The following is a 23,799-nucleotide window of genomic DNA, read 5'->3' on the forward strand; positions in this document are numbered from 1 at the left end:
GCCGCGGGAAAGCGAGCAAGTCGAGCAGTACTTGATGGAAGAAGTGTTCGAAGGACTGGATAAGGCGATGCAAACCTTTTTGCTGGATGTGTCTGTGCTCCAGCGCATGACCGGACCGCTGTGCGAGACGGTATCCGGACCCGGCGGTGCGGACCGGCTGGCGGAACTGGCACGCCTTCGCTTGTTTCTTATTCCGCTGGACGAGCGGAAGCAATGGTATCGGTTCCACCACCTGTTCGGTGAATTTCTGCGGAAGCAGCGGCAAAAGCTGAATCCGGAACGAACCGCGTCCTTGTACAAGGCAGCAGCGGAGTGGTGCGAAGCTCGGGAGCTGTTCGAGGAATCGGTGGACTACTATTTGGCGGGGCAAATCTTCGAGGACGCAGTCCGCTTGTTGGAGCAAATGAAAAGCATGATGGTGCGGAAAGAGTTCTCATCGTTGAAAATGTGGCTGTCCGCGATTCCGGAGCCGTTGCTGCAGCAGCATCCGTTCCTTTATTTTTCGTACATCCATTCCTTGCTGTGGGACGGCGAACGCGATCTTGCCGAGCGGCACCTGCAAAGGGCCGAGCAATACTGCCGGACGGCCTCCGCCGGCTGGACCGAAGCGCAAACGAATTCCTACTTGGGCAATTTGTATTACATTCGCAATTTCCAAGCGACGCAATACGAGATGGATATGGTGAAAGGGCTCCATTACATACGTCTGTCTTTGCAGTATAGCCCCGAGGGCACCGATCTCTTGTTTGCGTCTCCTCATATGCCGCTGGTCCCGACCGTCTACCGATCGTATAACGGGAAACGGGGAAACCATTTGCCGAGGGGGCTTGCGGACTCCTTTTTCCATAATATGATTGAATTTATGACTCCCATGGGGCTGCACCGTTCGGTGCTTGTCTGTTACGGGGAACTGCTATACGAGCGCAATGAACTGGAGAAGGCGGAGCAGTATCTGAAATTGGCGTTGCAGGAACCCGGTCAATTCTACTATCAGCCGGAGAAGGTATATCTTCCCGCGTATTTTCTTTTGTCGAGGATTTGCAAGGCGAGGAAGGATTGGCAGCAGGCCGAGAGATGGCTTGAAGAGGCGGGGAGGAGGGCGGTCGAGGAAGAAGCGGAGGACGCGCTGCCGTTTGTGGAGGCAGAGTTGGCCGCACTGCATCTGGATGCAGGGGATGCGGCTGCCGCAGCGGCATGGCAGGAGAGTTACAAGCTGTCGGAAGACGACCCAGTCTCCGTATTTCAACTCTATAAATACTCGTTCCTTGCCCGGGTGCTGCTGGAAACCGGCTGCTTGAGGCAGGCTTGGGGATTAACGGAGAAGCTTCATCCGATCGCGGTAAAAGGGCACAGACCGATGGATGCACTGGAGATTGAGGTTGTTCAGGCGTTGATTTTGAAGGCGGAAGGCAATGGGGAGCAAGCGCTGCTGAAGGTCGAAGAGGCGCTCGTGTACGCGGAGCCGGACGATTATATTCGGGTATTCGTCGATAAGGGACCGGCGGTCGCCGTGCTGCTTACCGAATATGTCCAGCATCGTCAGAAGGGCAATTTACGCGACAAGCGCGGGCCCTCTCTTGGTTTTGTGCGCAGGATATTGGCTTGCTTCGAGGGACGTTCCGTCCCGTCGGAACGGTCGGCCGACTCGCTGGAGGCGCTGCTTACGCCGCGCGAGCTGACGGTCTTTCGGTGTATGGAAGAAGGAATGGACAATGCCGCGATTATCGAGGCGCTCGGCATCGGCATGGGGACGCTGAAAACGCATATTAACCATATTTACAGTAAGCTTCAGGTGACGAACCGGGTGGAAGCGATTAACCGGGGTAGAAAACTGCTTCATCTATAACCGAGTCTATAACCGAGGTTAGGTTTCAACTCTCTATAAATCATTTACTATTTGCTAATATGCAAATTCGTTTGATTGGGAGGATGTGGTTATTTATGAGCAAAATGAGCCGAAAATGGAAACAAAGTGCGATAGCCGCGTTGTGCGCCGCCGTGCTGATGTTCTCGATGTCGTTCGTGCGGCCCGCGTCGGCCGACGCGGAACTCATATATAATCAGGACGGGGCTGCCTTCAGCGGCCTAATCGAGGCTCAGCCGCTGGGGGCGGAGATCCGAATGACGGGTTATGCGCACTGGCCGAGCGAAGTGGGGAAGGGACGCTTCTCATTCGTTGGCGGGGTGTATGACGGCAGGGATGTTTGGATGATTCCGTTCAACGAGAGTCATGTTGTGAAAGTCGACGGCTCGACCGGCGACATGACGGCGTACGGCGATTGGCCGGCCGGGTTGAGCCTCGGAACCGACGGCTTCTTTGCGGGCTCTTTCCTAGGCGGCGTGTACGACGGGGAGTATGTCTGGATGATTCCGTACAATGCCAGTCACGTCGTGCGCCTGGATCCGGTTACCGGGGAAATGACGGCATACGACAATTGGCCGGACGGTTTCGTCAAAGGAAATCATGCCTTCTCGGGCGGCGTCTTCGACGGGGAGTATGTTTGGATGATTCCTGCCGAAGCCGATCGCGTCATTCGTCTCGATGCGGACACCGGCGAGATGGCGGGCTATATGGCTTGGCCGGACGAGGCGAATTTAGGCGTTAATCCTTTCGTCGGCGGAGTCTTCGACGGCCGAAGCATCTGGATGATCCCTTACGATGCCGATCAGGCGGTGAAGCTGGATACGCAAACCGGCTCGATGACGGGGTATGCCGATTGGCCGGCCGGATTTGCGAAGGGGTCAGCCGCGTTCGCCAGCGGGGTGTTCGACGGCGACAGCGTGTGGCTGATTCCCTACAATGCCGATCAAATAGTGAAAATTCATACGGCGACCGGGGAGATGACAAGCTACGACCGATGGCCGGACGGAGTTACAAAAACGGGCGGCAATACGTTCCGCGGGGGCGCTTTCGACGGGAGCGGCATCTGGATGTTCCCCTATACCGGAATCGGCAAGATCGTTCGTGCGGATGCGGCAACCGGAGAGATGACGGCCTATGACAACTGGCCCGACGGAACGGATACGTCTTTGTCCGCCTTCGCGAGCGGCGTATTCGACGGGACCAACGTATGGCTTGTTCCTTACTCGGCGGATCCCGTCGTCAAGCTGTCGACAAAGCTGCCGGGGCAAGGGACCGCGGAAGATCCGTATCGTATACGGACGATTCATCAATTAAGCGCCATTCGAGATGATTTGAACGCGCACTACAAGCTGGTTGCGGATATTGACGCCTCCGGGACGGCAAGCTGGAATCGCGGCGACGGGTTCCGGCCGATCGGCGACCCGGCTCGCCCGTTCCAGGGCGTCTTCGACGGGAACGGGTATACGATCGCGGGTCTTACGATCGACCGTCCCGCGATGATGGGCGTCGGGCTTTTCGGCGTGATCGGTGAGGATGGCGAGGTGCGCAACGTCGGTTTGTCCGGCGGGAGCGTGAAAGGATGGCAGCTCGTAGGAGGGATTGCGGGGCAAAACTTCGGCAGTATTCGGAATACGTTCGTTACCGCCGATGTAAGCTCCTCCGGCGCGAATGTCGGAGGGCTCGTCGGGTGGAATGCCTTGGCGGGGACGGTTTCTTACTCTTATGCGACCGGTGATGTTGCCGGTTGGGACAATGTCGGCGGGGTTGCCGGTCAGAACAACGGGACAATCGATCATACCTTCATGACGGGAGATGTAAGTGGCTCCCGTGCTGTCGGCGGGCTGGTCGGACGGAATGAGATGTATTCGGCTTCGATCATTGACAGCTACGCTGCGGGGAATGTGGAAGGATCGAGCGAGGTTGGCGGAGCCGTGGGACGGCATATCGGCATATTGGAACGAACGTATGCCGTTGGGAACGTGAGCGGTGCTTCCGTTGAGATCGGCGCATTGGTGGGCCGCAATATGACCGGTGTTGTGACAGATAGTTTCTATGATTCCCAGACGACCGGTCAAGGCGGATTCGGCACGGCGCTGACGACGGCACAGATGATGCAGCGCGCTTCGTATGGGGATGCTTGGGATTTCGAGGCGACATGGTCGATCGAAGAAGGGGAAGGGTATCCTTCGTTGCGTCCTGCACTGGCTGCACCGACCGGCGTTGGAGCCGCTGCCGACAAGGATTCGATTGACATTGTTTGGAACGATGTCGAGCTCGCCCACCGCTATCGGGTATTTGTAAGTACGGAGAGCGGCAAGTACCCGGGGACGCCGAACGCGGTGGTGACGGATTCATCTTATAGCATTACCGATGCGGTCTACGGCACCACTTACTATGTAGCGGTCCAATCCGCCAATTCCATGGGTGTAAGCGGCTTGTCCGGCGAGGTGGCCGTTGCGCTGGAAGACGGAACTCCGCCGCTCCTCAGCATTACGATGAAGACGGCGAGTGGGCACGACTATTCGGAGGGTGCATGGACGAACGAAAGCGTGACCATCAGCGTGTATGCGGAGGAAGCGCTAAGCGACATCGAAACCATTACGTACCGGATCGGCGGCGGCCCGGAACTGCAGTACACGGAGGAGGCCCCGATCGTGTTGGACGAGGAAGGAACGCATCTCGTTACGATTCAGGTGACGGACGGAGCGGGCAACAACACTTCCGATTCGGTAACGGTGCGGATCGATAAAAGTCCTCCAACGATCGTATTCGATCCGAACGGCAGCGAACGATGGGCGGAAGCCGCTTCGACGAATGTGACGGTCGCGGACGAGGCGAGCGGGGTTGACGCATCCCGTTTGCGATATGCATGGAAGATGGAGGAACAGACGCCTTCCTCCGGTTGGGCATCGTTCGGCAGCGGGGACGATCTGCGCCAATCGGGGGCCGACGGCGATTGGTACTTGCACGTGCAAGCGGTCGACTTAGCCGGCAATGTCGTGAACGCCGTGTCGAACCGGTACCGACTCGATACGTCGAGTGCCGTGCTTTGGGGCTTGTCCGTTCGGGAAGGGACGCTTCGTCCGGTCTTCGATGCGCACACGTCCGACTATTTCATCGGAGTGGGGCGCAGCGTAACGCAGCTGACGATCGACGCCGTGCCCGCGGACGCCAGCGATGCCATGACGGTGCGCGTGAACGGCGGCCAATCCGCACCTTTCGCAAACCAACCGATCGCGCTGCACTCGGGCAATAACACGGTCGAACTGACGGTCACGGCGCTTAACGGCTTGGAACACACCTACACCCTCTCGGTCGTACGAGATTCGTCAGGTCCGGGAAGTACGGGGGGTTCGCGTAATAACGACAGCTCGGAAGCGCAGCCGTCCAATATATTTTTAATCGGGTTGAGCGGTGGTACGGTCGTTTTCGAGGGAGGGCGAATTGTGATTCCGTCCGGCGCGCATGCCGCTTCGTTCTTTGTCACGGTCGATCCGGTGGAAGACACAGGCAAGCTGCCGCTCGATGAGAACGAGCGCTTCGCGAGCCGCGTGATCGAGTTGATGAAAAATGTGTCCGGACCGTTCGATCGAGAGGTTGCGATTGAGATGGAAGTTGCGGGAGACGTGCTGCAGGAGGAGACCATGGAAGTCACCTTGCGGTGGTTCGATGAAGCCCGCAACAAATGGGTCGCGTTGGATAACAACACAGTGGATTGGGAGAACGGCATCGTTAGCGGCACGACGAATCATTTCACAAAATTTGCCGCGATAGCCCGAACCGTCGAAGCGAAGCCTTCGGGGCCGCAGGAAGGCGAGGATTCGCACGATGACGTGCACTTCATCGATATCCAGGGGCACTGGGCCGAGACGCAGATCATGCAATTCGTCCGTGATACGGGGTTGGAAGGCTATCCTGACGGCACCTTCGGTCCGGATCGAACGGTGTCGCGGGCCGAGTTCGTTACGATGCTGGCTAAAGTCTTCGCATGGCCGAGCGGCGGGACACTGCTCTTCGACGATACGTCAGGGCATTGGGCTGAACGATCCATCGCAGCTGCGGTTGCGGCCGGCATCGTACAAGGTTATGATGCGAATACTTTCGCACCTGACGCACCGATTACACGTGAGGAGATGGCGGTGATGGCGGTGAGGGCGCTTCGGTTCTCAAACGGAGGGAGCGCTCCGGCTCCGGCTGATAAGATTTTGATTTTCGCCGATCAAGCCGCGATTGCGACCTGGGCGCTTGAGGGCCTCAAAGCCGCCTTGGACGGAGGCATCATCGCCGGCTATGCCGACGGCACGTTCCGACCGAAGGCTCACGCCACGCGAGCGGAAGCGGTTGTTGTCGTATCGCGCGTGCTGCGTTCCCTCAAATAACTCTTGTTAGGCACGGATACGTTTTCTTTCGGCTAACGCCGGAATTAACGGAACAAGTTGTCCGCTAATCGCCCGAAAACCGCCAATTACCGGCGATTCTAGCGAATTAACGGTCATCCGGTTCCGTTAGCGCCTTTCATACCTGGTGTTGCCCGCATGGACATGAGAGTTTACGGTGAAACACTATCGGNTAGCGAATTAACGGTCATCCGGTTCCGTTAGCGCCTTTCATACCTGGTGTTGCCCGCATGGACATGAGAGTTTACGGTGAAACACTATCGGCGGAGCCATGCGGTTTTTCGGGCGCTCCGCCTTAAGTTTTTTTTAGGCTTTTCCGCTATATCCAAGCATATATTTCATATATGTGGAACCAACGTCTAGCCGTTTCCATCCGCATGTACTATACTTGTCTTGACATCGATGGAAACGCTTCAATAAATATGGGGAGGAAAGTCGTATGAAGATCAGTATTTGTTCCTTCAGCTTTCACCGTTTGTTGGCGGCGAGAAAACAGGATATCTTCCAGTATATTGAGGATTGACAAGATGCTTGGCTGTACGCAGCTTGATCCGTGGAACGCGCATCTTTCGGCTCTCAATGACGGCGGACAGGTGCTTCATGCGGGAGCGAATCCCGGCGAGTCCCAGCATCTGACCGCTGTGGACGACGATTATATCGTTCGGGTAAAAGAGGCGGCAGACCGCGCGGGATTGCCCTTCGGCTGCATTGCGGTGGACGGCGCCCATATTTATGAGGAGAACGAAGAAGACCGGCGGCGGAACCGGGAGAAGGCTTATCGCTGGATCGAGATCGCCCGTAAGCTCGGCGCATCGCAAATTCGGATCGATACCGGCGGACCGGAGCAGCTGACGGACGAGATTTTCGAGATTATCGTGGAAGGCTACCGCGATTTGATCCCACGAGCCCGAGAAGCGGGAATCGAGGTCATCGTTGAGAACCACTGGGGTCCGACCAAACATCCCGAGAATGTCGTTCGATTAATGGAAGCGCTCCCGGAGCTGGGGCTGTTGCTGGATTCGTGGAATTGGGCCCACGGGAAGCAGGCTCAAGGCTGGTTAACCTGCGCCAAATACGCAAAGCTGACGCACATCAAGTCGTTCGTCTTCAATGAAGAGGGCGAGGAATTGACGCAGAATGTCCCTGCTTTTTGCAGGCTATTGATAAATAGCGGTTATACGGGTTCGTGGGGAGTGGAAAGCGTACCGGCCGACGGCGAAGAAATCGAAGCGGCACGCAAGACGATCGAGCTGATCCGGCGTTCGGTGCAGTCCGCGTAGCGCGAATTCGCAGAGAAACGAGAATAGAGGACGAAGAACAGCAGCCGAACGGCTGCTGTTCTTTGTGTTGCGCCCTAACATGCTTGAATTGGGTTGTTTTTTTGTTGACATATAATACATGCGGCATGGTACGATATATTTATCTTAGATTTGAGATAAATAGAGGCGCATTGGATGTATTGTTACTGTGCATTTTATAATTATTAACGGTAAAGGAAGGAAAATGTATGACAAACGATAAAATTGTTGGTGTACAGAAGCTGGGTTTTCAATGGCAGGCGGAAGATCCGTTTCTCGTAACTATGCACCATAAAGACGCTTATCCTTCAGGTAATGATAATCAGGGGCCGAACACCTCATTGGAAGGCAGAAATCTCGGTGAAGATTTTAGCTCGAAGGATGGCTTTAGTATGTATCATGGAACAACCGTGCCGGGGTTTCCTGCCCATCCTCATTGCGGGTTTGAAACGGTAACGATCGTTCTGGAAGGCTTCGTCGACCATTTTGATTCGACCGGAGGAGCAGGACGCTACGGGAATGGAGATGTACAATGGCTCACCACGGGAAAGGGAACGATGCATAGTGAAATGTTCCCGCTTGTACATCAAGATCGGGAAAACCCTTTAGAGCTGTTTCAAATTTGGTTAAATCTCGCATCGAACAATAAATTTGCCGAGCCGGAATATAAGATGCTTTGGGCGGAAGACATCCCGGAAATACAGTCGATCCATGCAAACGGGGCGACAACAACAATAAGACTGATAGCAGGAACTTTGCAGGGAAAAACCAGTTTAGAACCGAACAGAGCTTCCTGGGCAAATGACCGAAGCCATCATGTCGGAATTTATCTTGTTAAGATGGAACCCGAGGCCGCTTTTACGCTGCCATCCGTTTCGGGAACATTAAACAGAAATATATACTTTTACAAAGGAAAAGAAATCCGCATCGACGGAACTTTGATTGAAGCTTCACACCGCGTGAAGCTGGCGGGCGATCAAGAAATCGAGATAACGAACGGAACGGAAGAGTCTTATATTCTCGTCCTTGAAGGCGAGCCGATCCAAGAGCCTGTTGCACAATACGGACCTTTCGTCATGAACACAAAACACGAAATTCAAAATGCTTTCAATGAATATCAGAGAACTCAATTCGGAGGCTGGAAATGGGGCAGTTACGATCACGTAAATGAGCGCGATTCCGGAAGGTTTGCCCGTCATTCCGACGGCAGAGTCGAGAAGAGATAATTGCCGGTAAGTCATGTGTAACGTGCTGTCGAATGGGAATATAAAAAGATCACAAATCGGCTTCGATTTGTGATCTTTTTTTTACAATCATTCGTGAGTTGGTTCGATGACAGGTGCCCCGATTTTTTGGTAGCGGAACAGATGCTTTGCGCGCTCCGACATGTTATCGTAGGTTTCCTGAGGAATATGAACGGAATTGTCTCGACCGATAGCGCTATAGATGAGAGCAAGGTTCGGACGAATTTCATTGCTTCGATTAGGCGTGCCCCTATGCAGCATGCGAACGTCGCGGATCAGAATCGAGCCGGCAGGCATATGAACCTTCACCGACGTCATATGGGCGGTAAGCTGTTCCCAATTGTAACCGTTCGGGCCGTAAGCACGATCCGGAAGCAAATGAGTTCCGCCCGGCCAAATTTCCATAGGTCCGTTCTCGTCGGTGACATCCACAAGCGGTATGTTAAGTACGAGATCGGTGATGGGAAGCGCGGTGTCGCATAGATCGCCGAATCTTGCGCCGTAATCCGGATGAACGGGCTGAGTCTTCTTGCCTCCCGGAAGCGATGTATTGGAGGAGAACAACGTTACCGAGTGATCTTTCCCGAGTATGCGGTCGATAATATCAAGGGCAAACGGATGCTCGATCACAAGCGGGTCGTTGAACGGCGCTTCAAATGGGAGGAGTATGCCTAAGTGGTTCGTGCCTTCGTTGAAGCCCTTTTTGTTCAAATAAATACCTTCGCCGTGCTTGTTAATGAACCAATCCATTGCTGCTTTGAAGGCCGTTCTTAGCTCGAGCACCTTCTCTTTGGGCAGAACGCCTTCCAAAATAACGTAGCCGTTCACGCGAATCAAATCCGCGGCAAGCCGGGCTGTTTCTTCATTCAGCTTAAGGCTGTCCAGTTCTTCTTGACTGACTTTCAAGTATAATCACCTCGCGTAATGATGAGCGCTTTCGAATGAACACTATAAAAATACCATAGTTGGCGCTTACAATCCACGAAATGAAGCTAATCCTCTATAAAGTGCAATAATAACATAACGTACAACCATTCGTTCATATGACTGATAAATGAACAAGATTTTGGCTATGGGAATGGGGTAACGCGATGACCGATTCCGCCAAATCGCAGGCTATCGTCTTTGACGACGTATCTTTTCGATATTCGGAGCAGGGCAATTGGATCGTACGGGATATCAAATTCAGCGTTGCTTCGGGCGAATGGATCGCCGTCGTGGGAGGGAACGGTTCGGGAAAATCGACCTTGGTCAAGTTAATGAACGGCCTGCTGAAACCATGTTTGGGGAAGGCGCTTGTTTTCGGGGAAAACGTCGATTCGGGCAATACACAAAAGATCCGCCAGCGGGTTGGAGTGATTTTTCAAAACCCTGAAGAACAGACGGTCGGCACTACTGTCGAAGAGGATATCGCGTTCGGTTTGCAAAACTTAAGATTCCCGCGAGCAGAGATGATTGCAAGAGTAGATCGCATACTGAAATTGCTGCAATTGGAACCGTTGCGAAACCGACCGGTTCGAACCTTGTCCGGCGGGCAAAAGCAATTGGTTGCGATCGCAGGCGTACTCGTCATGCATCCGGAGGTCATCGTTTTCGATGAAGCCGCATCCATGTTGGATCCGCAGCATGCCGGCAAATTGCATGACGTGATGTTCGACCTTCATCGAATGGGGCTTACCGTCGTTCAAGTGACGCATGATCCGGAAGACATCTTGAGGGCGAATCGCGTCCTGGTACTGCATCAGGGATGTCTTGCTTTTGACGGAGACGTCCTCGCTTTCATGAAGCAATCCGATCTTCTCGAAGAGGCCCGGATGCTTCCGCCGTTTCTGGTTCGGTTCAATAAAGCGCTTCGCAGTAAGGGGATGAACCTGCCCGAATACTGCGGGTCGGAAAAGGAATTGGCCAAATCCATATGGGAATCGATTTCCGCAATGTAAGCTATACGCATGCCAAAAGATCGCCTATGGCGCATAGAGCGGTAAATGATATTACGTGCTCTATACCGGACGGACAATTTGTCGCGGTTATGGGCCCTTCCGGTTCCGGCAAATCCACGTTGGGGCAGCTGGGCGCCGGTCTATTGCACCCGGATACGGGGATCGTATATGTGGACAATATCCCGACGAACAACAAAAGAAGCCGTTCCGATGCATGGAACAAAGTCGCTTACGTATCCCAATTCCCGGAGCATCAGCTGATTGAAGAATCGGTATTCCGGGATATAAGCTACGGGCTTCGAAGTATGAAGTATAACGATCGAGAAATAACGGTAAAAGTGAAAGAAGCGATGGAAAGCGTAGGGCTCTCCTTTGAACAATATAAGGATCGCGCCCCATCCCAGCTAAGCGGCGGCGAAAAGAGACGGGTTGCATTGGCGGGGACCATCATCCTAAAGCCAAAGATCCTTATCCTAGACGAGCCGACGGCCGGACTGGATCCATTGACTCGCGTGAAGTTTTTGGCTTTGCTGACCTTTCTTCAACGAACGCGCCGGTTGACCATAGTCTGCATTACGCATCATCTGCAGGATGCTTTGGAGCATGCAGATCGGTTGCTCATTATAAATCGCGGACAACTGATCCGTGATTTGAAAATAACCGAAATCCGCTCTGTCCTTGAGGATCCAGATATTCCGTTATCTTCAACACCGTTACTGCGCTTTCTAAATGAGCTTGAATCCTTATTCGGCGGAAAAATCGATCCGGAGCTTGTTCAAGAATACAAGCTTCTCACCTTCATCGCTGAACGGCTCACGCGTACATAGCAGGTGATGAATCATGAACGGCTTAGGCCCTTTATCCGCCCTTCAGTATGTACCCGGCAATTCCTTACTGCACAAGCTGGATCCCCGCTCAAAATACGGGTTTGTCGTCAGTTATTCAATAACTCTTGTTTCTTCCCATTCTTTAACATGGAGCCTGATTTGTACGTTAGTCGCCTTATTTTTATTTTTACTTTCCAAGCTTCACCTCCTTACCGTATGGAAAAATATCCGAGGGCTTTTTGTCGTTATTTTCCTATTGGGTTACTTTCAATTTCGTTTACATGGAATTGAAGCAGCCGCTCTGCTGGCGCTAAAGATGCTTTCCTTATTTATGGCGGCGACGCTGATGCTATCCACAACGCCGCCTGAAAAACAAATGGAGGGGCTGCGAAAGGTTTTGTCCCCTTTGCGGCGGCTGGGAGTGAAGACGGAAACGTTTGTGTTCATGTTTACTATAGCTGTTATTTATGTTCCGCTTCTCTTGGAAGATATGATGCGAATCATGCAAGCGCAGCGTGCCCGCGGTCCGCAGCCCGGCAGATGGAATATTTTGAGCAAGGGCAAAGATATGGTTTTACTCTTGAATCCCTTACTTCTCATCATCTTCAGACGTGCGGAACGATTGGCAGAGGCCATGGAGTCCCGCTCCTATCGCCCCGGATGCGAGCGAACCGCTTATTATCAATTGAAGTTAGGCAAGCAAGATTTAGTAGTGCTGCTCCTGGCCCTGCTGCTTGCGTTTGTTCCTCTATACTCCGAATGGCATAAATGAGGGGGGGCTTCCAACAATGCGCGGACCGCTAATCGATTATTGGGCAAAACCGCTGCCGCGAACGGAATCCGGATCACCGCTCGCCAGAGTCGGCGCAAATCAAACCAAATCGATCGTGACCGTTGCCTTTTTAGGCGCCGTGGCGGCATTATTCCAATCCGCGGGAGGCTTTATGCCGGGGGCGGGATACTTGTTCAGCCCTCTTTCTACCGCCCCGATCGTATTAGCGACTCTCGTTTCATTTCGCTCGGGCCTAACCGCCTATGCACTGAGCAGCTTGTTATTGCTTCTCATCCAACCGAGCGAGTTAATCGTCTTTCCGTTTACAACAGGATTGCTGGGGCTGGCGCTGGGCCGCTTCATTGCGCGCTCCAAAAATCGTATTCAGGTTGTCTTCCTTTCCGCAACTGCATTATGGGCGGGGATTGCACTGGTGTTATATGCTTTTCGTTTTCCTTTGCTCGGGGCGTCGGTCGCCATGAGCTTTCGGATCGATACGGCCGTGTATGTATTTCTTTTTTGTCTTCTTTATAGCGGGATGTGGATGGAAATCAGCCTCAGGATATTGGCGAAGTTACGAAAATCCGTGTAAGGGTTATAAGGAAGGAGAAAGGAGAGGAATGCGATTTGAGAAAAGTTAAGGTTCGGTTACAGCCCATTGTTAGAAACTTGAATTTACCTACAGTAATAAAAACAGCTAAGCTCCCGGGCGACTCCACGGAATCATTATTTATTGCAACCCAGATCGGAGAAATCTTTTGCATAGGAAACGGAGTTATTAGAACATTTTTAGACATTCGCCCGCGAATCATCAAACTGGGCGGTTCCGGCGGCGGATATGACGAACGGGGATTGCTGGGACTGGCGTTTCATCCCGAATTTCATTATAACGGTCTGTTTTATCTTCATTATTCTTTAGCCGGAACCCAAGGTCCGGGCGCTCTTCCAGGCGCTCCTTTCGAATCATTTAAGCCGAACCCGTGCGATCCCGGAACTTTAAATCTAAGGTGGCTAAATAGAGAGACGCAGTATGATCATATCGATACGGTTGAAGAATGGATGTTGCAGCCGAATCGCGAGCCTCAAAGACGGCGGACATTGCTTAACGTAAGGAGACCGTTTTTAAATCATAACGGTGTCAATAGCTTAACCTTTTCGCCTGAAACCGGAAAACTTGTTTTAACAACCGGAGACGGCGGAGCAGGCTACGATCCGTTTAATTTGAGCCAAGACGATATGGAAATTGCCGGCAAAATCATTGAAATTGATGCAGGTGTGAATACTTTTATCAATAATCCGCCCGTAGTCACACGTTTTCATGAGCTTCCCGCACCTGTTCAGGAATCGTTAACCGTCATTGCCAAAGGGGTACGCAACATACCTGGCATTTCATTTCAAAGGTTTTATAATCAGTATATTAAATATGCGGGGAATGTCGGACAGGATTTTGCGGAGTCGATTTATTCATTCGTTCATTATAAACCGATGCCTGTCAATCAGCTTGTTCAAGCTCATTTAATGAATTCCGAACTTGACCGAGAAGGATGTATTAACTTTGGCTGGCGGGGATGGGAAGGCGCTTTTCCTACTTCGATAGTAAGGGGCTGCGCTGCAAATCCGGCTTTGGATGAGAAAACCGTTGCATATTACAATGAAGCGGTAGAAACTTCAGTTAAACGTCTTCAGCCTTTAACAAGTTATTATCATAAAGATCCCAGACCCGATAAGTTTGGAGGAACCGCGCTCACCGGAGTCCAGCCATATATGGGAAATGCAATTCCCGAGTTAACGGGAAGCGTTGTGTTTACCGATCTTGCACGGAATGAAGGATCGGAGCCGCCGGTCAAAGGGGTTTTAGCCTGCACCAGAGTAAGAGCGGATTGTAAACTAAATGATTTTCATGTGATTGAAGCCGATTATCATTTCGGATCTCAATCGGCTTACTATGTCAGCTTGGGAACGAATCGGGATCAAACCAGACTGTATTTAGGGGTCTATGGCTCTATGAGCGTGACGGATGTTAACCAAGGCACTGTTTTTGAAGTTGTCCCATGAATCAAATATCAATGAATGCTGAATGCCCAGAGAAATCTGGGCTTTTTTGCGGAGATGATATTTTTATGAACTTTCTTAATAATCGTTGAAGGCGCAATGGTCGTATGTTAGGGTGTGATTGAGCGAAATAACGAGACCGGGGGAATAGTAACGTTGACAAGAGAAAAATCAAATAATAAAAAGCAAAGAAAACAGCAGCGGGAATTGGAGAGAAATAAACAACAGCAACGAATGAAGTGGATGATCGTTACAGGGAGTATTGTGATTGTTGCATTCATCGTACTCGCAATCGTTTTCGCTCCAAAACCGAAACCCGTCGAGTTTGCTTATCATGAGCTTCCGATTCTCGGTTCGCCGACCGCGCCTGTGAAAATCGTAGAGTTCGGCGATTTCAAATGTCCGGCATGTCAATTTTTCAGTCAACAAATCGAACCATTGCTGAAACAAGATTTCATTGACGACGGTACCGCTGCTCTATACTTTATGAATTATCCTTTTATCGGTCCGGATTCGTATACGGCTGCGTTAGCAGGTCAATCGATATATCACCAAAATAATAATGAGTTTTGGAAATATTACGACGCGATCTATAGAGATCAAGGCGACGAAACGATTCAATGGGCAACGCCGGAATTTTTAGTCGAGCTGGCGAAGAAGGAAAAATTAAATATTGATTATGACAAGCTTCACAAAGAAATTACTTCTCAAACTTATGCGGATGAAGTAAACGAGCATAACCAGATCGCGCAGCGCCTTGTAACGAGTACCCCGACATTATTTATTAATGGTGTGAAATTTGAAGATTTTTCAGATTATCGTTCGCTGAAAAATGCCATTCAAAAGGCACTGGATGAGGCGAAGGAATGAGCGACGGGCTACTTCGTTATTTGAGGCGGCATGGTCTTTTTTTAGCATGGGTCGTTTCACTGATTGCAACCGGGGGCAGTTTGTTTTTAAGTGAAATTATGCACTATATCCCATGCAATCTTTGCTGGTTTCAACGCATGTTCATGTATCCGATTGTCATCTTGCTTGGAAGAGCTTCCTTTAAAAATGATCATTCCATTATTGGTTATGTATTGCCCCTGAGTATAATCGGGGGAAGCATATCCATGTACCACTATGCCGAACAGAAAATCCCGGCCTTGGCCAAGATGTTGCCATGCACTGTCGGTGTCCCGTGTCATTTGGATTATTTAAATTGGTTCGGATTTATTACGATCCCCTTATTAGCCATGATCGCATTTCTTTTGATTACGTTACTTTTACTGATATCCAAAAAAGGTTTGGAGTCGTAATGACGGGGGATACCCTCTGCGGTGCTAACGGACGCCACAGTCGTTATATCGCCTATTTGCCTACCGCTATATCGCTAACGGACACCACAGACGCTATACTCCGATTTTTGGCGCTAATCCCTGCTTTTTCGAAGCAATAACTGCAGTGGTGTCCGTTAGAACTGTAAACTCCATTCAAAACGCCGAATAACTGCATCCCTGACCGTTACAACGATCCGCCAGCCGTCTTGTCCGAATTTGATAGGTCCGATCCCTGAGACTGCCGCTCCTAACCGCCGAATTGCCCCCGCTTTATCTTATTTCATGTGGCGTGACCGCTCGAGAGGGCGGTATTTGCCTTACATAATTCGATTGATTTCGTCACATTTTTCCATTATACTAGCAACCGTAAATTTAAATAGTTTCTAGAAATAAAGGCAAAATCACCGAAAGGTGGTGACGCAAAGCCATGGGTCTTCCGTCCTCGCATGAGGTCAAAGATCGCCAGGTTACTCTAGGAGGTTTCGTTTTCCCTGAGTAACGCTATCAGGGATTTTTTATTTTTTGATGTATGACTGGAGAGGTCGAGAAAGGGAGAGATTCCACGTGGGTTTGAAAAGAAAGGTTTGGTTTCTTGTATTCGCCTCCGTTATATTCGCAATGCTGTTGGGCACCGGAGATGCCGCGAAAATCCAAGGTGCCGCTAAGGTTGCAGTAACGGACAAAGCGACAAAATACCCGGCCCCGGAGCCGGTTAATAATAAAGTGCAGGCACAAATCGCAGGCAGCGACATGATCTGGCTGGAAAACATAAAATTCAAGGGAATACATGTATTTTATCGCAATCTTGAAACAGGGGAATCGAAGCAGATAACGCAAGGGACAGGGGTTAGTGCCGCCAGTCTGGGCGGGGATTATGTTGCGGCGGTTATGTATGACAAAGGGTATGTTGTGAAGCTGTACAATCTTCGGACAGGCGGCGTGAAACAAATCACCGCCGAACCGCTGAGCACGATCGATAAAATTGCAACCGATGGACGCTACGTTGCTTACACGGACAATTATAAAAATATCCTTTACATATACAGTATCGAGAAACAGACCACCAAACCATTGAAAGAAGCCACGCTGCCGGCCGCGGCAGACGGTAAAATACTGTTCAAACAAAAGGACGGGTCCATTGGTTTATATGACGGCGCTAGCGATACGGTGCGGACCGTAATAACAGCCCCCAATGACGGGGCAATAGATTCTTTCGCGGGCTTTGCCTTCAATGGCGAGACCGCCCTATGGCTGCATAATGAATTCAACGGCACCGCAACGCAAGCCCGAATCGTTCAAGTGGACGACTCGCATCCGCGTCCTAAGCGGCTGTCAACGTCTCCCGAACGAAATAGGTTTACGTTTCCTGTTGTGATCGGGAACCGACTTGCCGCTTGGGTGGAAACGTCCAACGGAAAATTTCACATCGTAGCAGCCGACCTCCGTCTTGGCGAAGCGGCGGTCATTGCAACGGAAGATGAACGGCCTGTCTTGATCGGGATATACCGCGATTACGTCGTGATGAAAGGCAAGGACGGCAAGCTGTTGTATCGCGCGGTAACCGTAAGCGGACAAGCCGGAACCGAAGAGGAAGAAATCTTGATCTCTGAAGTTCCGAAGCCGGAGACGCGGCCAACCCCCGTTCAAGACTTGAGTGTTACAATTAATGAAGGGGAACAATTAGTGATCCCGGACGGCGGCGCGAAGCTGAAGGCGGCCTATCCGGGAGAAGCCCTTACATTTGGCGACGTCTATTTGGGGATGGCTTACGAGACGGACTTCGATTTTACAAAGGCCATGGTTCGCGGGCAAAAGATGGTGAGTCTGCCGTGGAAAGTCGATTTTCCGTCGGCGACCGACCTTTTGGAGCTAACGTTACGCTTCGATGAACAAAGAGTGCCTTCCGATCGACGCAATAAGCTGGGAATATACCGGTTTGAGGGCTCCTCGTGGGTTTACATGGGAGGCCTCTTCACGGAACGTTCAAATGAAATGCAGACGCACATTATTCAGCCGGGCGTTTATTCCGTACTGTTGTATGACGTTCCTAACGAATATGTACGGGACTACTGGATTCAGAAGCGGATGGCGCAGTACAACGAAAACGTTCCGATTCGCGTAATTTTGGATGGGGAAGAAGTGAAGTTCGACGCAATACCGCAAATGAAGAACGGAAACACGATGGTGCAATTCCGGCCGATCTTTGAAAAGCTGGGTCTAGCTATTGCTTGGGACGGGAAGACGCAAACGATTACGGGTAAGAAGGAAGGAAGCTCGCTTACATTAACGTTAGGCAAGACGAAGACAAGCATAAACGGAGCCTCGATCGATTTGCCTGTAGCACCGTATTTAGATAACGGCAATACGTTCGTGCCGCTTCGTTTCGTAGGCGAAGCCACCGGACGAAAGGTGTTATGGGACGCCAATCTGAAGGCCGTGTACATCTTCGATCCGAAGACTGAAGGGAAATTATATTATCCGAACGGAACGCTGATGTACGAAGGCCAATTAAACAACGGTCTCATGCATGGAAAAGGCAAGCTGTACCGGGAAGACGGAACGCTATGGTATGACGCCGAGTTTAAGAATAACGATGTCAACGGTTGGGGCACCGTCTACTTCCAAGGCGTCTTTCGCGGCCGTGACCGTACGGGAGAATTCAGTGTCGGGGAGCTCGACGGCGCGCTTCCGAACGGATATGTTCGGAATTTCGAAGACAGCGGTTATATCGCATACGAAGGCTCCGTCATCCAAGGCGTATTCAATGGAGAGGGCAAGTATTTCTTACAAGGCCAGCTGATCTATGAAGGTGAGTTTGAGAACAATGCTTACCATGGACAGGGTAAATATTATATTGACGGCAAGCTCCACTATGAAGGGCAATTTGCGGAAAACGCCAGCCATGGGAAGGGTAAGAAATACTATGAAGAAGGCGGCTTGAAGGAAGAAGGAACATACGAACAAGGTCTTCTTGTCGATGGAATCGAATATTATCCTTCCGGTGTTAAGAGCTACGAGGGCACCTTTGCTGGGGGATGGTGGCACGGTCAAGGAACAACCTATACCCCGGAAGGCCGGATTCGATTTAAAGGAGAATTCCATTACGGTGACTATAAAGACGGGGTTTTATACTACGACAACGGCGATCGATATGAAGGAGAGTATAAATTTCTAGTTCCCCACGGACAAGGGACGTTATACGATGCAAGTGGGAATGTAAAGCATCAAGGACGATTCGAAAGAGGCGAACCTGTAGTTTAAATCATATGAGGTAAGAGGAACCTCCCGAATGCATATAGCATGGGAGGTTCTTTCTTTTTCTTGATTCAAGAGCTTTCCCGGATGACCTTTCAAATACGATCGGAATTGCTTTCCTTGTTTCTTTTATTTATACGGTTCATATCGGAGTTTCGAAAGTCCGAAGGGGTGACTCCCTCCAGCTTTTTAAATACGCGCGTGAAGTAACCGGCGTCGTCAAATCCAACAATTCCGGCGATCCAGCCGATCGAGGCACGGTCTGTTTTTAGAAGCACTTTTGCTTCTTCGATCCGCCGTTGCTGTTGGTAATCGGTAAGCGTCATTCCCGTTTCTTTCTTGAATTGTCTCGACAAATGCGCCGGATGTACGTGGCAATGGTCGGAAAGCTTGTTTAGACTCAACGGTTTGTTGAAATGAATCGCAATATATTCCGCCGCTTTTTGCACTAATGGGGAATATCCGGATATGGCGCGATGACGTACCAATTCGCAATATTCCTCGCACATGACCATGATGAGGCGGTTCAGCGAATCGATCGTATCGGACCGTTCGATTTGCTTTGCAAATTTTTCGGAAATGCGATGCAGGAATAAGGGCTGGACATTTCCGTTCTCCGCCGCCCCCCGCAATATGGTATTGAGCACGACAAGGGAATTTTTCATGGCTCTTACCGGTTGATTCGGAAAACGTTCGGAAAAATCAAACAAATTTTTCGACCTTGAAAGAATTTGTTTAATGTGATCGGAATCCCCTTGTTCAACGGCCCGCTTGATTTCTTTTTCGATTTGATATCGCAATTCAATAAGATCGATGTAGCTTTCGTCAGGCTGCTGCAGCATGAATTCGGTATGATTCAGTTCAGTCGATTCCCGATTTGTTTGTCGTGACGTCAATACCCGAATGCCGGCATGGCGAATGGCGGCAGCCGAATCCAGTACATTCGCAATAGCTTGGATTGTCGAGCTGCTCATCAATTTTAATCCTCGAAAGAATGCTTCCAGTTCAATCCGATTTTGCTGATCGATCCTGGCGAACCGGTTCGGGTCGGGAACTTGCATTAAGAAAGGGCCGTTAACCAATATTTTCGATTCTTTGCCATGAACCCGGAATAGTCTGCATAAATACGAAAGGCCCAGATCGTTCGTATGAATGCAGCATTCATCCGGCGATTGCTGTGCTTCCGCGGTAAGCAGACAAAACTGCTCCCGCTGCATTCCGGCTAAGAAATCAGGCAGCCGGTCCCGTTCGTGCGTCAAAAATACCGAACCGTTACTATGCAATAGTATTGTATTCATTTCCGTTATCTTATAAATCGTCAAGCTAACGGTCATGAAGTCCAGCGGCGGAAGGCTCATTGGGATCACCCTTTATTATTGTGCTAAAATCGTCCCGCTTATGCAATTCCCGTTCTACTTATATTTTTCGTTACTCATTATACTTTTTATTAAAGACATTAAACAGTAAACGGAGGGGGATCGGTACACATGCTGTATCCAATCGTAACGGAATCCCGAGGGATGATAGATTTAAATGGAATTTGGAACTTTAAACTCGATTTTGGAAAGGGCTTTCAAGAAAATTGGCACATGTCGCCTTTGACCGAGACGATCCATATGGCCGTTCCGTCGTCCTTTAACGATGTAGGCGTGACCGCCGATATTCGGAATCATGTCGGCTGGGTATGGTACGAAAGGGAGTTCGCGGTGCCGGCTCTATACTTTTCGGAGCGCATTGTTTTGCGTTTCGGCTCGGCTACGCATGCGGCGAAGGTTTATGTGAACGGCGAGCTTGTCGTTGAGCATAAAGGCGGATTCACTCCGTTCGAGGCCGAAATCAATCCGTTCCTGAAGCCGGGCAAAAATCGCCTGACGGTGGCCGTGAACAATATCGTGGATGAAACCACATTACCTGTAGGCAATTACAGTGAGAAGGAAGTGCCGGGCCTCGGCCATATTGTCAGAAACAATCCGAATTTCGACTTCTTCAACTACGCGGGGCTGCATAGGCCGGTCAAAATTTATACGACGCCTCACACCTACGTCAAAGATGTGACGATCGTTACAGACTTGGATGATACAACGGGAATTGTCCGTTATGAGGTGGAGTTCGCCGGCGAGGCGCAAGTCAAGACAACCGTGATGGATCAATCGGGCGCCGTCGTGGCGGAAACCGCCGGCAAAAGTGAAACCGTTCACATCGAAGATGTAAACCTGTGGGAGCCGATGGACGCCTATCTTTATACCGCCAGAATTGAGCTTATTAATGACGGACGGGTTGTCGACGTTTACGAGCAGCCTTTCGGTGTAAGAACTGTACAAGTGAGGGACGGTAAATTTCTGATCAATAATAAGCCGTTTTACTTCAAAGGCTTCGGTAAGCATGAAGATACTCCGATTCACGGCAGAGGCTTCGACGAAGCGGCGAACGTTCTCGATTTCCGGCTGATGAAATGGATCGGCGCCAATTCGTTCCGGACGGCGCATTACCCTTATTCCGAAGAAATGATGAGACTGGCGGACAAAGAAGGCATCGTCGTCATCGACGAAACGCCGGCTGTCGGACTGCATCTGAACTTCATGATGATTTTCGGCGGCGAACGAAAAATAAAAACATGGGAAAAACTGCAAACTTTCAGCCACCATCAGGATATGATACGCGAACTGGTCGCCCGCGATAAAAATCATCCGTGCGTGGTGATGTGGTCCATTGCCAATGAGCCGGCTTCCGAAGAAGAAGGCGCTTATGAGTATTTCAAGCCGCTGGTGGAATTGGCGAAGGAAATCGATCCGCAAAAAAGACCGGTAACCATCGTTACTCACCTCGGATCGACTCCTGAGACATGCTTGGTTGCTGAGCTTGTCGATGTTTTGGCGTTAAACCGATATTACGGCTGGTATTTGCAAGGCGGGGATTTGGAGGTTGCGAAAATCAAGCTTCGGGAGGAATTTGACGGCTGGACAAAACGGTGCCCGGGCAAGCCGATCATCATGACCGAGTATGGCGCCGATACGGTTGCCGGCTTGCACGACGTCGACCCCGTCATGTTTACCGAAGAATACCAAGCGGAGTATTTACGCGCCAACCACGAGGTGTTCGACGAATTCGACAACTTCGTCGGCGAACAAGTTTGGAATTTTGCGGATTTTCAAACAAGCCAGGGAATCATAAGGGTGCAGGGCAACAAGAAAGGGATCTTTACGCGGGAACGCAAACCGAAATATGCGGCGCATGAATTGCGCAAAAGATGGCTTTCGATTCCGCATTTCGGATATAAGCAATAAGGTTCGTCCGGTATCGCAGGGAGTCTGGGTTGAAATCAGACTCCCGTCAAAATCAGGATAATGCAAGCGGTTTCAATAAAACAACCAGAGAAACGGGGGAGCGCATATGACGACGCAAAGCAAGACGAAAGGCGTTGCAGCTGCAGAAGCTTACGGAAACAACGTGCGCCCGTTCGGACTGCGGGATAAGCTCGGTTATTTGTTCGGCGATTTCGGCAATGATTTCTTTTTTATATTGGTAAGCGCATTCTTGATGGTATTCTACACGGATATATTCCATATTCATGCGGCGACGGTCGGCATTATGTTCCTCGTCGCCAGATTATGGGATGCAGTAGCCGACGTCACATGGGGCCGGTTCGTCGATGTCAGGAAGCCGGGCAAGCACGGCAAATTCAAACCTTGGATCTTCAGAATGTCTTTTCCGCTCGTCATATCCGGCGTGTTACTGTTCGTGAAAATTCCGGGGATGTCGGAAGGATTTTACTTAGCATACGCTTTTGTCACATACCTTGTCTGGGGAACTCTATATAGTACTGTTAATATTCCTTACGGTTCGATGGCCTCTGTGATTACGAACGATCCCGTGGAGAGGACAACGTTGTCCACCTTCAGAACGATGGGCGCCATGCTGGCGGGATTAGTCATTAACGTAGTCGGGCCGTTGGTTTTATTTGTAAACAACGAGGCGGATCCGGATCGTTTTCTAATGGCTGCCGTCATGTTCGGAATTTTGTCAATCGGCTGCTACATGGCTTGCTATAAATTGTCGACGGAACGGGTTGTCATCCATGAAACGCAAGGTAAAAGATCTAATTTAGGGAAAACGCTGAAGGGTCTGTTGAAAAACAAACCGTTGCTCGCGATTTTGGCGGCATCTTTGACTTTCATGATCCTCACCATGCTGATGGGCGCAGTGAACGTTTATTTGTTTAAAGACTATTTCGGCAACGCTTCGGTCTTAAGCATGGTAGGGTTGATCCAGTCGGCCGCTGTGTTTGTCGCCATTCCGTTAGCTAAGCCGCTGGTCGCCAAATTCGGGAAGAAGGAAGTTGCCTCGGCAGGTATGCTGCTTGCGGGAATTGTTTATATGCTCTTGTACTTCATGCCAAACTTGACGGCCGTTCAATTTATCGCGGTTTCGACATTAGGTATGTTTGGATTTGCTTTCTTTAACATCGTCATTTGGGCTTTCGTAACGGACGTGATCGATTACCAAGAATTTGTAACGGGCTTGCGGGAGGATGGAACGGTGTATTCCGTTTACTCGTTTTCGCGTAAAGTAGGCCAAGCCATTGCCGGGGGGATCGGCGGCGTGGCGATCGGGGCGATCGGCTATAACGCAGCCCTCGAGGTTCAAACGGAAAGCGTGCTCAAAGGCATTTATGTATTGGGCACTTTAGTACCGGCTTTCGCTTACCTGCTAATCTTTATGATTCTAGTATTTCTATATCCGTTGAATAAGCAGCGCACGAATCAGTTAGCCGCTAATTTGGCCGAACAAAGAAAAAAGCAAAAATAATGAAAAAAAGAAGATAGCTCGG

The 23,799-nt window shown here is 50.6% G+C and carries 16 protein-coding genes and 1 riboswitch; of the genes, 14 read left to right on the forward strand and 2 right to left on the reverse strand.

The features are described 5' to 3' along the window. The 4 genes from PT964_RS19135 to PT964_RS19150 all read left to right on the forward strand — a co-directional run. A partial coding sequence (locus tag PT964_RS19135) for a winged helix-turn-helix domain-containing protein (RefSeq protein ID WP_274364955.1) occupies positions 1-1,846 on the forward strand: 1,846 nt, incomplete at its 5' end. Between the two features lie 95 nt (positions 1,847-1,941). Then, complete coding sequence (locus PT964_RS19140; protein WP_274364956.1) at positions 1,942-6,243, forward strand: S-layer homology domain-containing protein; 4,302 nt, start codon at positions 1,942-1,944, stop codon at positions 6,241-6,243. A gap of 530 nt (positions 6,244-6,773) precedes the next feature. Beyond that, a complete protein-coding gene (locus tag PT964_RS19145) occupies positions 6,774-7,541 on the forward strand; it encodes a sugar phosphate isomerase/epimerase family protein (protein WP_274364957.1) in 768 nt (255 codons plus the stop codon). 227 nt (positions 7,542-7,768) lie between these two features. Next, complete coding sequence (locus PT964_RS19150) at positions 7,769-8,785, forward strand: pirin family protein (RefSeq protein WP_274364958.1); 1,017 nt, start codon at positions 7,769-7,771, stop codon at positions 8,783-8,785. 87 nt (positions 8,786-8,872) lie between these two features. Here PT964_RS19150 and PT964_RS19155 read toward each other — a convergent pair whose 3' ends face one another. Beyond that, on the reverse strand, positions 8,873-9,709 hold the full coding sequence (locus PT964_RS19155) for a phytanoyl-CoA dioxygenase family protein (protein WP_274364959.1): 837 nt from the start codon (positions 9,707-9,709) through the stop codon (positions 8,873-8,875). A gap of 185 nt (positions 9,710-9,894) precedes the next feature. Between PT964_RS19155 and PT964_RS19160 the strand changes: the two genes are divergently transcribed. From PT964_RS19160 to PT964_RS19195, 8 genes are all read left to right on the forward strand, one after another. After that, on the forward strand, positions 9,895-10,743 hold the full coding sequence (locus tag PT964_RS19160; protein ID WP_274364960.1) for an ATP-binding cassette domain-containing protein: 849 nt from the start codon (positions 9,895-9,897) through the stop codon (positions 10,741-10,743). Continuing rightward, on the forward strand, positions 10,719-11,570 hold the full coding sequence (locus tag PT964_RS19165) for an ATP-binding cassette domain-containing protein (RefSeq protein ID WP_274364961.1): 852 nt from the start codon (positions 10,719-10,721) through the stop codon (positions 11,568-11,570). Before PT964_RS19160 ends, PT964_RS19165 begins: the two co-directional genes overlap by 25 nt. 13 nt (positions 11,571-11,583) lie before the next feature. Further along, complete coding sequence (locus PT964_RS19170) at positions 11,584-12,342, forward strand: energy-coupling factor transporter transmembrane component T family protein (protein WP_274364962.1); 759 nt, start codon at positions 11,584-11,586, stop codon at positions 12,340-12,342. A gap of 16 nt (positions 12,343-12,358) precedes the next feature. Further along, a complete protein-coding gene (locus tag PT964_RS19175; RefSeq protein WP_274364963.1) occupies positions 12,359-12,934 on the forward strand; it encodes a YybS family protein in 576 nt (191 codons plus the stop codon). Positions 12,935-12,969: 35 nt separating this feature from the next. Next, on the forward strand, positions 12,970-14,397 hold the full coding sequence (locus PT964_RS19180) for a PQQ-dependent sugar dehydrogenase (RefSeq protein ID WP_274364964.1): 1,428 nt from the start codon (positions 12,970-12,972) through the stop codon (positions 14,395-14,397). 153 nt (positions 14,398-14,550) lie between these two features. Beyond that, the gene (locus PT964_RS19185; RefSeq protein ID WP_274364965.1) at positions 14,551-15,264 is read left to right on the forward strand and encodes a DsbA family protein; all 714 of its coding nucleotides are present in this window, start codon (positions 14,551-14,553) and stop codon (positions 15,262-15,264) included. Beyond that, complete coding sequence (locus tag PT964_RS19190) at positions 15,261-15,695, forward strand: disulfide oxidoreductase (RefSeq protein WP_274364966.1); 435 nt, start codon at positions 15,261-15,263, stop codon at positions 15,693-15,695. The genes PT964_RS19185 and PT964_RS19190 overlap by 4 nt, the downstream gene beginning before the upstream one ends. A 405-nt stretch (positions 15,696-16,100) precedes the next feature. Beyond that, positions 16,101-16,191: riboswitch (cyclic di-GMP riboswitch) on the forward strand. Positions 16,192-16,280: 89 nt separating this feature from the next. Beyond that, complete coding sequence (locus PT964_RS19195; RefSeq protein WP_274364967.1) at positions 16,281-18,977, forward strand: stalk domain-containing protein; 2,697 nt, start codon at positions 16,281-16,283, stop codon at positions 18,975-18,977. Positions 18,978-19,066: 89 nt separating this feature from the next. On the opposite strand, the gene PT964_RS19200 is transcribed toward PT964_RS19195, so the two are convergent. Continuing rightward, positions 19,067-20,329: a helix-turn-helix domain-containing protein gene (locus tag PT964_RS19200; protein WP_274364968.1), complete on the reverse strand. Its 1,263-nt coding sequence runs from the start codon at positions 20,327-20,329 to the stop codon at positions 19,067-19,069. Between the two features lie 129 nt (positions 20,330-20,458). Between PT964_RS19200 and uidA the strand changes: the two genes are divergently transcribed. Both uidA and PT964_RS19210 read left to right on the forward strand, forming a co-directional pair. After that, positions 20,459-22,255 (forward strand): beta-glucuronidase, encoded by a 1,797-nt coding sequence (gene uidA, locus PT964_RS19205; protein ID WP_274364969.1) that lies wholly within the window; start codon positions 20,459-20,461, stop codon positions 22,253-22,255. 106 nt (positions 22,256-22,361) lie between these two features. Beyond that, a complete protein-coding gene (locus tag PT964_RS19210) occupies positions 22,362-23,777 on the forward strand; it encodes an MFS transporter (protein WP_274364970.1) in 1,416 nt (471 codons plus the stop codon). Positions 23,778-23,799: the final 22 nt, after the last annotated feature.

The organism is Paenibacillus thermotolerans (assembly GCF_028745515.1).
Taxonomy (GTDB): Bacteria; Bacillota; Bacilli; order Paenibacillales; family YIM-B00363; genus Paenibacillus_AE; species Paenibacillus_AE thermotolerans.